Genomic DNA, 13,042 nt, shown 5'->3' with positions numbered 1-13,042 from the left:
TATCGAATGGACAAAATGAAGGCTACTTATGAAGTGATGCTGGGGCTGGCTGCGGAAATGGTGTGGGATGAAGCGTTAAGAAAGCGTCGTACCGACATGTTGTACCTGGAGATCGACACGGCGCTGGCTGCCGGTGATGAGGCGGCTTTCCGGAATCTGACTGAAGAACTGAAAAGTTTGGCATAGGAAATGCGCCTGGCGCATTTCTTTTTTTTTTAATTTAAGGATTGCCAAGCTGAATACACTTGTTTATGATGCTTTTAAAGTAAAAATGCATGCTGCGGGATGCGGCTAGAGGGGCGAATCTATGAAATTCAGTGATTTTGACAGTAGAGCCTGGGAGACCGACGGACATTATTATGATACGTGCATCATTCCGTATAGCGGACTTCAAGGTACGGAAACTCCGCCTGAGACCGCCTCGTTACTTGAACGGCAGCGTGATTTCCTGGAATTGGCCGAACAGCCGTATAAGGGGAGGGTTGTGACTTATCCGGCGGTACAGTATGCCGGGCCCGGAATGGAAGCTCATGTGAATGAGCTTTGCCGAAAAGTCAAATCCAGCGGCTTCCAGTATGTAATCGTAATGTCTGCTAATGAAGGGTTGCGCGGGGAGAAACTTATTGAAAGCGATTTACTCCTTTGCCTGCCTGAGATAGTGGCTGATTCCAGGGCTGAGGTAAGCGCGTATGTACGCAGTGAAATCCAGGCCTTATGGCAGAATGAAAAATGAGTTAAATGTGACGGAAAATCAACAATTTATAAAAAAAGCACCTAAAACGCCTGTCACAATTTAGACAATATTCTTGACGGGTTTTGGACCCTAAGCTATGATTAGGATGAACTTATATGAACTGTGATATTTTTCATTGAAAACGGATTTTTTACCTAAAATACTATGCAACAACTCTGCAGGTGCCTTCTCACATTTTGAAAAGGGGGTTACATACAGTATGAGCAGCCTTAATGAAGAAGAAGAGTCACTTCCGCAAGAACCGCCCAGCCGAAACGAGATGTCACGCAGACAGTTTTTGACCTATACGTTAGGTGGGGCTACCGCCTTTATGGGGGCCGGCGTTATTTTGCCGATGGTCCGGTTTGCTGTAGATCCGATTCTGCAGAAAAAAGGCGAGGGGGAATTCATCAAGGTAGCCGAAGCGTCCAAAATTACAGAGGAGCCTCAGGAGTTCACCTTCGAGCTTCCGCAGCAGGACGGATGGTATGCCAGTACAGCAATGCTTACGGCGTGGATTCGTAAAGACGCGAACGGAGATATTTATGCGCTTTCACCCATCTGCAAGCATCTGGGCTGCACCGTAGGCTGGAATAATAACAAGGCGTATCCCGATGAATATCATTGCCCTTGCCATGGCGCCCGCTATACGAAGCAGGGCCGGCAACTGGCCGTAGCTGCCAAGCCGTTGGACCAGTACACCACCAAGATCGACGGAGGCTGGGTATATCTCGGTGAAATCGTCCCTAATACTGTTTCGGCGAAGGAGGCGTGAACGGCGTGTTCAAAAACGTATATAACTGGATTGACGAACGTCTGGATATTACACCGATCTGGAGAGATGTTGCCGACCACGAGGTCCCCGAGCATGTCAATCCTGCACACCACTTTTCAGCCTTTGTCTACTGCTTCGGCGGACTAACGTTCTTCATCACAGTCATACAGATCCTTTCAGGAATGTTCCTGACCATGTACTATGTCCCGGATATCATTAATGCCTACGCCAGTGTGGAATATCTGCAGACCAAGGTCGCCTTCGGTAAAATCGTCCGCGGCATGCATCACTGGGGCGCGAGTCTCGTCATTGTCATGATGTTCCTTCATACGATGCGTGTGTTCTTCACCGGTTCGTATAAGGCTCCGCGCGAGATGAACTGGGTGGTGGGGATGCTGATTTTCTTCGTCATGCTGGGACTGGGACTAACCGGTTACCTGCTTCCGTGGGACAACAAGGCGTATTTCGCCACCAAGGTTACGCTGGAGATCGCCAATTCGGTTCCGTTCATGGGGCCGGTGCTCAAGGAGCTGATGCAGGGCGGCAGTATTGCCGGCGCCGAGACGCTGACCCGGTTCTTCGCCTTACATGTATTCTTCCTCCCGGCGGTTCTGCTTATTCTGCTTGTCGGGCACTTCATTATGATCCGCAGACAAGGCATATCCGGTCCGCTGTAAAATAACGTATAGGAGGCACGGTCATGGCACACGGAGACGACTCCAAAGAGAAGGTGGTATTCGTCGGGGATTCCCGGGTCCGCAGAGGGAACGGATTCATTACCCCGCCGGATTATACGGCGTATCCGGGCAAATCGGAAGCCTTTATCCCTAACTTTCTGCTCAAGGAATGGATGGTTGGCGTAGTGGTGCTGGTGGGAATTCTGGTTCTGACCATCTCAGAGCCGGCTCCGCTCGGGTTCCCTGCCAATCCGGCAGCATCGGTTATTCCAATTCCCGACTGGTATTTCCTGTTCCTCTATCAGTATTTGAAGCTTCCTTACGCATCCGGTGACTATATTGTGCTGGGAACGCTGGGCGTGACAGGCGTGGCCTTCGGGGCACTGCTGCTGGCACCTTTCCTGGATACCGGCCCGGAGCGGCGGTTCTACCGCAGACCGATTGCATCCTCACTGATGTTCCTGTCCCTCGCTGCAATCGTCTATTTGACCAACACAGCCTGGACAGAATACAAGCATGAGATGGCTGAAACCGGCCAGATACCAGAGGATGTTCAGCGCGAGGAGAAGGCGGCCGAGAACAGGGCGGCGGGCTTGCCAACCACAAGCGCCGTCAAGCCGAAGGATATTGCCATTGTGGACAAGGATGATCCGGCGATGGCTCTCTATAAGCAAGCAACCTGTATAACCTGCCATGCGGTAGACATGAAGGGCTCAGGCAATATTCCTGCGCTTCGCGGTGTAGGCGACAAGCATGATCAGGCGGCGATTCTTACTATTATAAAAGAAGGTAAGGGTCAGATGCCGCCAATGTACGAGACAGCTATGGGGGCAGGGCTGACAGACCAGGATATCGATGAGCTGGCCGGCTGGCTTGCCAAACAAAAAAGCGGACAGTAAAATAACAGTAACGCAAAACCTGATCGTATATGCGCTCAGGTTTTTGTTATGTCATGAGTGTTGTAATGAAAAGAAGCTGCTACAGTCGGGGGGAAGTTGTACATATGCCGGGTCATTGGTTTGAGAAGTTATTTAGGGACCGCAGAATAATATGGCTGCTGTTTATCGTGAATCTGCTGGGGACGGTCTACGGATATATGTGGTATGGCAATCAGCTCACGTTCACAGCGCAGACTGAACCGCTCTGGCTACTGCCGTTCGTTCCCGACAGCCCTACGGCCAGTCTGTTCTTCACGGCTGCACTACTACTGTTGCTCTATCCGCCAAGAGGGCTTACAGGAACGCTGGTGCGTGAGCTGATTGAAGCGCTGGCTGTGTTAACATCGGTGAAGTACGGGATATGGGCGGTCAGCATCATTGTGGCCGGCGGTTATCAGGGGGATTCCATCACCTGGAAGGACTGGATGCTGATGATCTCCCATACCGGAATGGCTGTGGAAGTCCTGATCTATGCCCGGTTCTTCACCTTCCGGAGAATGCTGCCTGTGGCGCTTGCGTGGACGTTCGCTAATGATATAGTGGATTATTCACAAGGCGTGTATCCATGGCTGCCTTCGGTGCTTGATGATGATCTTATCACTGTTCAGTATTCCACCATGGGGCTTACGCTGTTCAGTACGGCCGCTGCCTGGCTGTTCTGTGGCCGGACAAGGCGTCCGGCACTTCCGGACAGAACTGTGATGAAGCGCTGAGCCTCCGTTCTAACTCTTGTCCTTCCGCCATACAATAAGGTGGGAGGGATGTCTTATGCCGCGCAGAAAAGTATTCATACTGTCAGGAATCCTGCTGTGCTGGCTGCTCGCCGGTATCAGCGGAGGCCGTGTTCAGGCTGAAGCAGGGGATGCTGCTGCAGACCAGGGAAGTACAGCTTACATAGAAGCAGCCGGAAGTGTACCCAGTGATCCCGCTGCGCTCACGGCCAGAAGCGGAGCACAGCGGCTGGAGCAGGCTGCGGAAGCTCTGTACGGCTATGTGCTTGAAGGTGATGTGCTGAAGGCCCGCCAGGAAGCGGAGAAGATCTCGCAGATCTTCATCTCGTCCTCCTTCGAAGGGATGACCTCAGTGGAGGGGATCAATGCACTCTCGTCCGTGATCCTGGATATGAAGTCCGCACTGGCTGCGGCCCAGCCGTCCCCGGAGAGATGGGAAGCGGCTGCGGCGAAGCTGCGGCTTGCCGCTAACAGCCTCAATCACCCCCGCCAGCCTATGTGGATGCAGTATTATAAGCTGGTCCGTGAGGATCTGAACGATATGGAGCAAAGCGCCGCCGCGAATGATCTGAAGAGCTGGACAGCGGCGCTGGCAAGACTTCAGAGCCGGTACGCGAATATCCGGCCTGCGGTGATTATCTCCCGGCCTGCTGAGGCGGTGAACACCTTTGATTCCTGGCTCTCTTACGCAGGAGGGATGGCAAGCTCGGAGCAGCCCGTGGAACGGGCCCGCCTGCTGGAGATTGTATCCTATGGGCAAGATGCAGCAAGAGTGATGTTCGGCAAGGACCGCAGCGAGCCGGTCTTGTCGCTGCCGCTGGCTCCGCAGCAATACGGGTTCTGGGCCCTGCTGGCTGGCACATTCATCCTTACGGTGCTGGCGTATACGGCTTACCGCAAGTACCGCGGCCAGAAGCGGGATTTGAAGACTGTGTAGCGTAGTAACAGAGGATATAAAGAGGGCGGACCCCGCAAGCCAGCAATAGCTGCTTGTGGGGTCCGCCCTTATGTGTGTATTAGATCAGGTCTCCCGGAAGCCTTCGCCGTGAACATCATGAACGTCACTGATAATGACGAAGGCCTTAGGGTCCACCGACTTCACAAGCAGGCTAAGCCGGCGGATCTCCTGTCTGGAGACCACACAGTAGACCATGTGCTTGGCCTGCTTGGAATAGGCGCCGATCGCCGGGATCAAGGTTACACCGCGGTCCATCTCTGCGGTGATCAGCTCGGCAATCTGCGGAGCCTCATCGCTGATGATGGTGAAGGCCTTGGCGGCGTAAGCCCCTTCCTGGATGAAATCAATGACGCGTGAGGCGATGAAGACCGCCACGAGGGTATACAGTATTTTCTCACGGGGAATATAGAGCAGGGAAGCCCCAATTATGATGATATCCACGGCCAGAATAATCTGTCCCATACTCCAGCCGAACTTGCGGCTGAGTATCCGTGCTACAATATCTACACCACCGGTAGTCCCCCCGAAGCGGAAGACAATCCCCAGACCCAGACCCAGAGTGACCCCTGCATATAATGAAGCAAGAATAAAATCATGCTCTGTACTGAACGTTACAATCCAGCCCGCCTTGATCATCCGCTCAAATAACCAGAGGAAAAAAGACAGGGAGCCGATGCCGAGTCCGGTATAGACGATCTGATTCGCCCCGAGCACCTTCCAGCCGAGCAGAAAGAGCGGGAGGTTCAGCAGCAGTGTCGTTAAGAAGATCGGGATGTTAAAGGCGTAATTGAGCAGGATGGTAATCCCGGTAACTCCGCCCTCCATCAGCTGGTTGGGAATGATGAAATACAGTAGTCCGAATGCGTAGATGGCTGTGCCCAGCATGATGGGGGCCACTGTTTTGCTGACTGTGCTGATTTTAACGGTTGAACTCATATAATCCCTCGCCTACGCCTCTAAATGGGCAATTTATATGTAATGATCCCCCCGGAGAGCACGTAAGCTCCAGGCGTCATTGCAAAAAAGATTTGTCTTCAAAACGTCTTTACGATAACATAGGGGCAAACAGAAGGCAAGAACACACGGGGGTGAAACGACAATTTATGGATAAAAGTCTTGGTGACATTCAGCGTGAGGTGGATGCCTATATCTCACAGTTTAAAGAAGGCTACTTCAGTCCGCTGTCGATGCTGGCCCGGATGTCCGAGGAAGTCGGAGAGCTGGCACGCGAAGTGAACCATCAATTCGGTGAGAAGCCGAAAAAAGCGGATGAAGCCGATAATTCGATTGAGCTGGAGCTGGGCGACATTCTCTTCATTACCGTTTGTTTCGCCAATTCACTCGGTATAGACTTAACTGAGGCACATAATAAGGTTATGCACAAATTCAATACGCGTGATGCCGGGCGCTGGACACCCAAAAACACCGATTAGGCCTATGCTACATATGCTGTACCAAACGAACGGGATTTAGCCGTAAGGATGGTGAGGATATGGATCATAATGATTATGTAAAAGCGGCCTACCGCTCGATACTCCGCAGTGACTTTGCTGAGGCCATCATCTTGTTCGAGGCGGCCATTGCTGCTAGTCCTGATGATGCGGAAGTCAGATACCGCTGCTCTATTACCTATGCCCGCAGCGGCATGCTGGATAAAGCACTTGAACATGCTATAGCCGCACGCCGCCTGGATGGGACCAAACCGGAGTATCAGCTGCATCTTCAGCATCTGCAGGCCCTACAGCTTGTGCAGGAAGCGAAGCGGCTGCTGGAGGATGAAGCAGCGGACAGTGTGAATCCGTACCATCCGATTACGCTGCTGAAGGAAGCTGTATCGCTTGACCCACTCTACGGAGATGCTTATGTATGGCTGGCGATTGCGCACAGCCGGATGAACGAACATCTGCAGGCGATTGCGGTATTAAAAGAAGTCATGTCGCTGCACCCGGATGACAGCGGACTGCGTCTGCTGATGAAGGATCTGCAGAAATCGCTGCAACACTATATACAATAATAACAGAGCCAGGGAAAGCGGGGAGAATTCATTTGAGTGACAAGATCAGAATTGTTGTTTCCGGAGCCGGAGGCAGAATGGGCAAAGAGGTTGTGAAGCTGGTATTGCAGGATGATGAACTCGAGCTGGCAGCAGCGGTTGACCGCTCTGCACATGGCAGTGATGCCGGCCGGCTGGTTGGTCTTGAGGAATGCGGTGTACTTGTGACTTCGGATCTGGAGACTGCGCTTGCAGATACAGAGGCCGATGTAATGGTAGATTTTACGATTCCACAGTCGGCATATAGCAATACTGCACTGGCGGTCAAGTACGGCGTCCGTCCGGTTATCGGCACCACCGGCTTCACGCCGGAGCAGATCGCCGGGCTGGACAAGCAATGCCAGGAGCGGGGAATCGGCGGACTGATTGCGCCTAACTTCTCCATCGGCGCCATCCTGCTGATGAAATTCGCTGCCCAGGCCGCCAAGTATTTCCCTCATCTCGAAATTATCGAATATCACGGAGACCAGAAGCTGGATGCTCCGTCAGGAACAGCGATTAAGACGGCAGAGATGATCTCTGAGGCGCGGCAGGAGCTCCGCCAGGGACATCCCGAGGAAGAAGAGATTATTGAAGGCTCGCGCGGCGGGTATTATAACGGCTTCCGTATTCACAGTGTGCGTCTTCCGGGCGTTTTTGCCCAGGAGGAGGTTGTTTTCGGCGGGTTCGGGCAGTCGCTGAAGATCCGTCATGACTCCTATGAGCGCGCGGGTTATATGCCTGGAGTCAAGCTCGGGATTCAAAAGGTGATGGGCTATACCGGCTTGATTTACGGTTTTGAGCATTTTATAGAATAGACGGGGAGAGAAACAGAATGTTGAAAATTGCTTTTATCGCACATGACCGCAAAAAAGATGAAATAGTTAATTTCGTAACTGCTTATGAGCATGTCTTCGAAGGGCATAAGTTATTCTCCACCGGAACTACGGGCCAGCGTATCATGGAAGTGACCAAGCTCTCCATTCACCGTTACATGTCCGGGCCGCTTGGCGGCGACCAGCAGATCGGCTCGATGGTCGCTACAGATGAGCTGGATTTGATTATTTTCCTGCGTGATCCGCTGATGGCCCAGCCGCATGAACCGGATATTACGGCGCTGCTGCGTCTGTGTGATGTGTACGGGATTCCGGTTGCCACGAATATTGCTACAGCAGAAATCCTGGTGAAGGCTATTGACCGGGGAGATTTCGGCTGGCGTGAGCTGGTACATAAATACAAGCCGGGTGTGGACGAGTTATGAAGCTTGACATTCTGGTATTCGGCGCGCATGCGGATGATGCTGAGATCGGCATGGCAGGAACGATTGCCAAGCATACTGCCGCCGGTTTCAAGGTGGGAATGTGCGATCTGACCCGGGCAGAGATGTCCTCGAACGGAACGGTGGAGCTACGGGAACAGGAAGCACAGCAGGCTGCCGCAGTGCTGGGCGCGGCGGTGCGGACGAACCTGGGGCTGCCTGACCGTGGCCTGTATATGACAGAAGGACATTTGGCGGCTGTTACTGCGGAAATCCGCCGCAATGCCCCGTCGATGGTATTTGCCCCTTACTGGGAAGACCGCCATCCCGACCATATTGCCTGCAGTAAGCTGGTGGAGGAAGCAGTATTTAATGCCAAGCTGCGCAAATATATGCCGGACAAGCCTGCTATCCCGGAGCCTGAGTTATATTTCTACTTCATTAATGATCTCGGACGGACAGATCTGATTGTCGATGTGACTGCGCAGTATCCGCTGAAGGAGCAGGCATTGTCCTGCTACCGTTCCCAATTCGGACTCGCTCCGGGTGAAGATACCGTTGCAACGCCATTGACGGAAGGGTATATCGAGCGCGTCCGTTCAAGAGACATGCTGCTCGGCCAGCGCAGGCTCATTCCTTATGCCGAAGGGTTCGCCGGTAAGGTTCCGTATACTGTAGATCTGTTCCGCGCTGCACGCGGATAAGGCTGAACTCGACAAAGCCCGGAAAACAACTATAATTAATTCATAACGTTACTTGAAGTAATAGAGCTAAGTTAAATGAAGGGGCGGAGCTATGGAGCGGCTAAAGATAGGCATCACTTGTTATCCTTCTCTTGGCGGCTCGGGTGTGGTGGCAACTGAACTGGGCAAGCTATTGGCTGAAAAAGGCCATGAGGTTCATTTTATTACCCACAGCATCCCGTTTCGGCTGGGAACGTTTCAGAAGAATATTTTCTACCATGAGGTAGAGGTTAACGATTATTATGTATTCCGCTATCCGCCATATGATCTGGCGCTGGCGACCAAGATGGCGCAGGTAGCCAAAATGCAGAATCTGGATCTGTTCCATGTCCATTATGCGGTTCCGCATGCAGTATGTGCTTATCTGGCCAAGCAGATTCTTGGCAATGATATCAAAGTGGTAACCACGCTGCACGGCACGGATATTACAGTACTGGGCCAGGATGAGTCCCTGAAAGATCTGATCCGGCTGGGCATTAACGAGAGCGATGCGGTAACCGCAGTCTCCCGTGATCTGATCAAGGAGACCCGTAAGGCGCTTGATATTACGCGTGAAATTGATCTGACTTATAATTTCGTGGATAAGCGTGTCTATTATCCACGGGATGTCACGGATCTGCGGGGCGACTTCGCGGCACCGGATGAGAAAATTCTGATGCATATCAGCAATTTCCGCCCGGTCAAGCGGGTAAGTGATGTGGTGGATGTGTTCGCCAAGGTGAACCGGCAGGTGCCTTCCAAGCTGCTGCTGGTCGGCGAAGGGCCTGACCTGCCTAAGATTCAAGCCAAGATCAGCGAGATGGGGCTGGACGATCATGTCCGCTTCCTGGGTAAGCAGGACGAGATTGCCCAGGTGATCTCCCTGGCGGACCTGCTGCTGCTTCCTTCTGAGAAAGAGAGCTTCGGGCTTGTCGCTCTGGAAGCGATGGCCTGCGGTGTTCCCACTATCGGCTCACAGGCCGGGGGCATTCCGGAGCTGATTCAGCATGGCAAGACCGGATTCCTCGCGCCAGTCGGCGACACAGAAGCGATGGCAGAGTATGCCGTCCGGCTGCTCTCGGATGCAGCAATGGCTGAGAGCTTCCGGCGCGCTTGTCTGGATCGGTCGTGCCATGATTTCAGCAGAGATATGATTACCAATCAATATGAAGATATCTACTACCGTGTGCTTGGGCGCAAGGTATCCGGATTAGACCCGATCCGGGGGTAAGGAGTCCGTTATGGAATGGAGAATGGCACCACCCGGCATGGCGGAAGCCGCCGGAGCTGTTGTTGCCGGCCTGCTGGCAGGCGGCCATGAAGCTTATTTCGTCGGCGGCTGCCTGCGCGATGAGCTGCTGTGCCGTCCGGTGCATGACATAGACATTACTACCTCCGCACTGCCGGAGGAGGTGATGGCCCTGTTTCCGCGCTGCGTCCCTACCGGACTGGCGCATGGCACGATCACTGTGCTGCAGGAGGGCTACAGCTTAGAGGTTACGACCTACCGGACGGAGAGCGGCTATGCCGATCACCGGCGTCCGGAGCATGTCGTATTCGTCAGGGATGTACGGGAGGATCTGCGCCGACGTGATTTCACGATCAACGCCATCTGCTGCGGCCTGGACGGCGGGTGGATTGATCCTTTCGGAGGGGAGCGTGATCTCAAGCTCCGCGTGATCCGTTGTGTAGGCGAAGCAGAGGAACGCTTCGAGGAGGATGCGCTGCGGATGCTGCGCTGCGTACGTTTTGCTTCTGTGCTGGATTTCGCGATTGCGAAGAATACCTGGCGCGGTCTGCTGCGCCAGCGTGACAAGCTGGCGCATATTGCTGTGGAGCGGGTGCGCGCCGAGGTGGAGCGCATCCTGGAAGGCCCGCACCCGCAGCGCGGGCTGGGGCTCCTGCTGCGCAGCGGCCTGCTGCCGCGCGGCAAAGCGCCGTTCCCTTGGACCGGCCGGGACCTGGCGGCTGCCGCCGCCCGCCTCGCCGGTCTCGGGAACCTGGAGAGCGCCCGCCTGCGCTGGGCGCTCCTGCTGCATGCCCTGGGATCGTCGGCGCAGTGCGCCGATGAGCTCCTGCGGGCATGGACGTTCCCGGGGGCGACGCGCACTGGCGTCGTCGCCGTGCTCCGCGTCCGCGAAGCCTGGGACGCGGCGTTGTCCTCGGCGCGGCCGGAGGCTTCCGGCGCCGGGGAGCTGCTGCGGCGGCGGTGGATCGCCGCCGTGCTGGGCTATGGCCATTCAGCCGCCGAAGGGTGGCTGACGCTGCTTGAGGCGGCGGCGGGGGCTAACGCCGCGTCCGCTTCTGACGCAGGTGCAGCCGACCTGTCGTCAGACGTCCCTGGCAGAGACGGCGTATCCGCCACATCGTCAGACGTCCCTGGCAGAGACGGCGTATCCGCCACGTCGTCAGATGTCCCCGCCACAGCTGCGGACGCAAGCACCATCCCAACGGTCTCCACCAGCCTCCTGCGGTCCTGGACTGCAGAGATGCCGGTCCGCACGCTCCCTGAGCTGGCGGTGAGCGGCCATGAGGTGACAGCGGCGCTGGAGAAGCGTCCCGGCCCGTGGCTGGGCGTATTGCTGAACCAGCTTCTTCTGGCTGTCGCGGCAGGTGACCTTGCCAATGACACCCAATTACTGCTGCAAGCAGCGCAAAGGATGGATAGAGATGAATAGCGGTCATACGCAGCATTCCGGCGTGTTGAAGCGGGAGGCATTCGTTCCCGGCTGGTCCAAGGGAATTCAGCGGCTGGATACAGTCGGTTCCACACAGGAGGAAGCCAAAATACTTGCCGAGGGCGGCGCACCGGAAGGAACAACAGTCATGGCCGAGGCGCAGACCGGCGGGCGCGGGCGGATGGGCCGCAAATGGCACTCCCCTCACGGCAAAGGAATCTGGATGAGCCTGGTGCTGCGTCCGGATCTGCCGCTGGCCTTGACTCCGCAGCTGACGCTGCTGGCCGGAGTGGCTGTCTGCACAGCAATCCGTGAGGTTACCGGGGTGCCTGCCGGCATCAAGTGGCCGAATGACCTGCTGGCCGGCGGCCGCAAAATCTGCGGAATCCTGCTGGAATCCTCGCTTCGCGAAGGCAGGCTGCATTACTGCATCGCCGGTATAGGCATCGCTGCCAATCTGACCGGGGAAGACTACCCGGAGGAGCTGCGCGGGATTGGTACATCGCTGCTGATCGAAGGCGGCGGCATTCCTGTAGACCGTACGAGGCTTGCGGAAGCTGTGCTGGAGGAACTCGAATATTTGTATCTTGTCTATCTGGAACACGGCTTTCAGCCCGTGAAGGAGCTGTGGGAGTCGATGTCGGTAACACTGGGGCGTCAGGTATGCGTGAATACTCCCCAAGGCCGCACCGAGGCTACTGCTGTAGGTCTGAACGACAACGGCGGGCTGCTGCTGCGTAACGAATCCGGTGAGGTAGTGAGCGTACTGTCCGGCGAAATTGAAATGATTTAGAAGAGCATCAGATTTAACTAGTATCTCATCAGATTAAAGTTAGTGGAGCAGACACAATTCCCCTTCAATTTACATTTTTTCCAAGCGACGGGTGTTCTTTAAGGGCGTTTGGCTTAGCACAACGGACTGAGGTGCTCTTATGCATAAAGAAAGCCGTCACTTGGGCGATTAACGGACCGCAAGGACCTTATCCCCTGCAATTCAGCCCCAAAACGTCTTTCAGAAAGATGATAAGAGCTCCTGAGTCCGTTACGCTGCAAAAGGGGGCGTTATCGCGGGAATAAGGTCTCTTCGGTCCGTTAGATTTTTGGGAATGATAGGGTTTCGTTACACGAACTCCTGAGAGGAAAGTCTTCCGCTTCACTGTTGTTATTTGTACATAATACACTTATCTCTCTTTTTAGCTATGAACGCAGCTTTGTACTTTACCTTGTTAGAATGCCATCAAGGCCGCTCCTCACGACCACGAGGGCGGCCATGTCATATTTTAAGGTGTTTATTTTTGTGTTTTTTTGGTATACTGTGCTCATGAGGCGGCATCGCATGGCGAGCTGTACTCACGTAATTGTTTTCTTTGTTTTACCGGATGTACCTTCATAACTGGATGTAACGGTTACGTTGGATTCTGCTCTGAGCCGTAAGGACCGAGACAGAAGGGACGATCGCGAGTGACTCTTTTTTGCCCTTCGGACCTTTTTAGCGGACCATGCTAAAAGGTTTTTTTGTTTGCGCGGATACCCGCGTATT

General features: G+C 54.4%; 16 protein-coding genes. 15 read left to right on the top strand and 1 reads right to left on the bottom strand.

Features of this window, described 5'->3' with window-relative positions:
• Nucleotides 1–6: 6 nt before the first annotated feature.
• The 7 genes from NSS83_RS07470 to NSS83_RS07440 all read left to right on the top strand — a co-directional run bounded on the left by NSS83_RS07470 (nt 7) and on the right by NSS83_RS07440 (nt 4,791).
• Complete coding sequence (locus NSS83_RS07470) at nt 7–186, top strand: IDEAL domain-containing protein (protein ID WP_341018363.1); 180 nt, start codon at nt 7–9, stop codon at nt 184–186.
• Nucleotides 187–307: 121 nt separating this feature from the next.
• Nucleotides 308–733 (top strand): DUF2487 family protein, encoded by a 426-nt coding sequence (locus tag NSS83_RS07465; RefSeq protein WP_341184981.1) that lies wholly within the window; start codon nt 308–310, stop codon nt 731–733.
• A 220-nt stretch (nt 734–953) separates the two neighbouring features.
• On the top strand, nt 954–1,508 hold the full coding sequence (locus NSS83_RS07460) for a ubiquinol-cytochrome c reductase iron-sulfur subunit (protein ID WP_340752899.1): 555 nt from the start codon (nt 954–956) through the stop codon (nt 1,506–1,508).
• Between the two features lie 5 nt (nt 1,509–1,513).
• On the top strand, nt 1,514–2,185 hold the full coding sequence (locus tag NSS83_RS07455; protein WP_036727267.1) for a cytochrome b6: 672 nt from the start codon (nt 1,514–1,516) through the stop codon (nt 2,183–2,185).
• A 23-nt stretch (nt 2,186–2,208) separates the two neighbouring features.
• Entirely contained in the window at nt 2,209–3,084 is an 876-nt protein-coding gene (locus tag NSS83_RS07450; RefSeq protein ID WP_341347973.1) for a c-type cytochrome, read from the top strand.
• A 104-nt stretch (nt 3,085–3,188) separates the two neighbouring features.
• The gene (locus tag NSS83_RS07445; RefSeq protein ID WP_341184983.1) at nt 3,189–3,836 is read left to right on the top strand and encodes a DUF1405 domain-containing protein; all 648 of its coding nucleotides are present in this window, start codon (nt 3,189–3,191) and stop codon (nt 3,834–3,836) included.
• A gap of 55 nt (nt 3,837–3,891) precedes the next feature.
• Nucleotides 3,892–4,791 (top strand): sporulation protein YpjB, encoded by a 900-nt coding sequence (locus tag NSS83_RS07440; protein ID WP_341184984.1) that lies wholly within the window; start codon nt 3,892–3,894, stop codon nt 4,789–4,791.
• Nucleotides 4,792–4,875: 84 nt separating this feature from the next.
• Here NSS83_RS07440 and NSS83_RS07435 read toward each other — a convergent pair whose 3' ends face one another.
• Nucleotides 4,876–5,748, bottom strand: a complete 873-nt coding sequence (locus tag NSS83_RS07435; RefSeq protein ID WP_341184985.1) for a YitT family protein — start codon at nt 5,746–5,748, stop codon at nt 4,876–4,878.
• Nucleotides 5,749–5,915: 167 nt separating this feature from the next.
• Here NSS83_RS07435 and NSS83_RS07430 point away from each other — a divergent pair, with 167 nt between their 5' ends.
• The 8 genes from NSS83_RS07430 to NSS83_RS07395 all read left to right on the top strand — a co-directional run bounded on the left by NSS83_RS07430 (nt 5,916) and on the right by NSS83_RS07395 (nt 12,295).
• Nucleotides 5,916–6,245, top strand: a complete 330-nt coding sequence (locus tag NSS83_RS07430; protein WP_036698080.1) for a nucleotide pyrophosphohydrolase — start codon at nt 5,916–5,918, stop codon at nt 6,243–6,245.
• Nucleotides 6,246–6,304: 59 nt separating this feature from the next.
• Nucleotides 6,305–6,826: a tetratricopeptide repeat protein gene (locus NSS83_RS07425; protein WP_341184986.1), complete on the top strand. Its 522-nt coding sequence runs from the start codon at nt 6,305–6,307 to the stop codon at nt 6,824–6,826.
• Between the two features lie 32 nt (nt 6,827–6,858).
• Entirely contained in the window at nt 6,859–7,662 is an 804-nt protein-coding gene (gene dapB, locus NSS83_RS07420; RefSeq protein WP_341184987.1) for a 4-hydroxy-tetrahydrodipicolinate reductase, read from the top strand.
• A gap of 17 nt (nt 7,663–7,679) precedes the next feature.
• Nucleotides 7,680–8,105 (top strand): methylglyoxal synthase, encoded by a 426-nt coding sequence (gene mgsA / locus NSS83_RS07415; RefSeq protein WP_076079195.1) that lies wholly within the window; start codon nt 7,680–7,682, stop codon nt 8,103–8,105.
• Entirely contained in the window at nt 8,102–8,806 is a 705-nt protein-coding gene (gene bshB1, locus NSS83_RS07410) for a bacillithiol biosynthesis deacetylase BshB1 (RefSeq protein WP_341184988.1), read from the top strand. Before mgsA ends, bshB1 begins: the two co-directional genes overlap by 4 nt.
• 91 nt (nt 8,807–8,897) lie before the next feature.
• Entirely contained in the window at nt 8,898–10,055 is a 1,158-nt protein-coding gene (gene bshA, locus NSS83_RS07405) for an N-acetyl-alpha-D-glucosaminyl L-malate synthase BshA (RefSeq protein WP_341184989.1), read from the top strand.
• A gap of 10 nt (nt 10,056–10,065) precedes the next feature.
• A complete protein-coding gene (locus NSS83_RS07400; protein WP_341347972.1) occupies nt 10,066–11,502 on the top strand; it encodes a CCA tRNA nucleotidyltransferase in 1,437 nt (478 codons plus the stop codon).
• Entirely contained in the window at nt 11,495–12,295 is an 801-nt protein-coding gene (locus tag NSS83_RS07395; protein ID WP_341347971.1) for a biotin--[acetyl-CoA-carboxylase] ligase, read from the top strand. The genes NSS83_RS07400 and NSS83_RS07395 overlap by 8 nt, the downstream gene beginning before the upstream one ends.
• Nucleotides 12,296–13,042: the final 747 nt, after the last annotated feature.

The sequence above is a fragment of the Paenibacillus sp. FSL H3-0469 genome, assembly GCF_038051945.1.
Taxonomy (GTDB): domain Bacteria; phylum Bacillota; class Bacilli; order Paenibacillales; family Paenibacillaceae; genus Paenibacillus_AQ.
The sequence above is the reverse complement of the archived record's forward strand: the minus strand, read 5'-3'. Positions and strand labels throughout refer to the sequence as shown.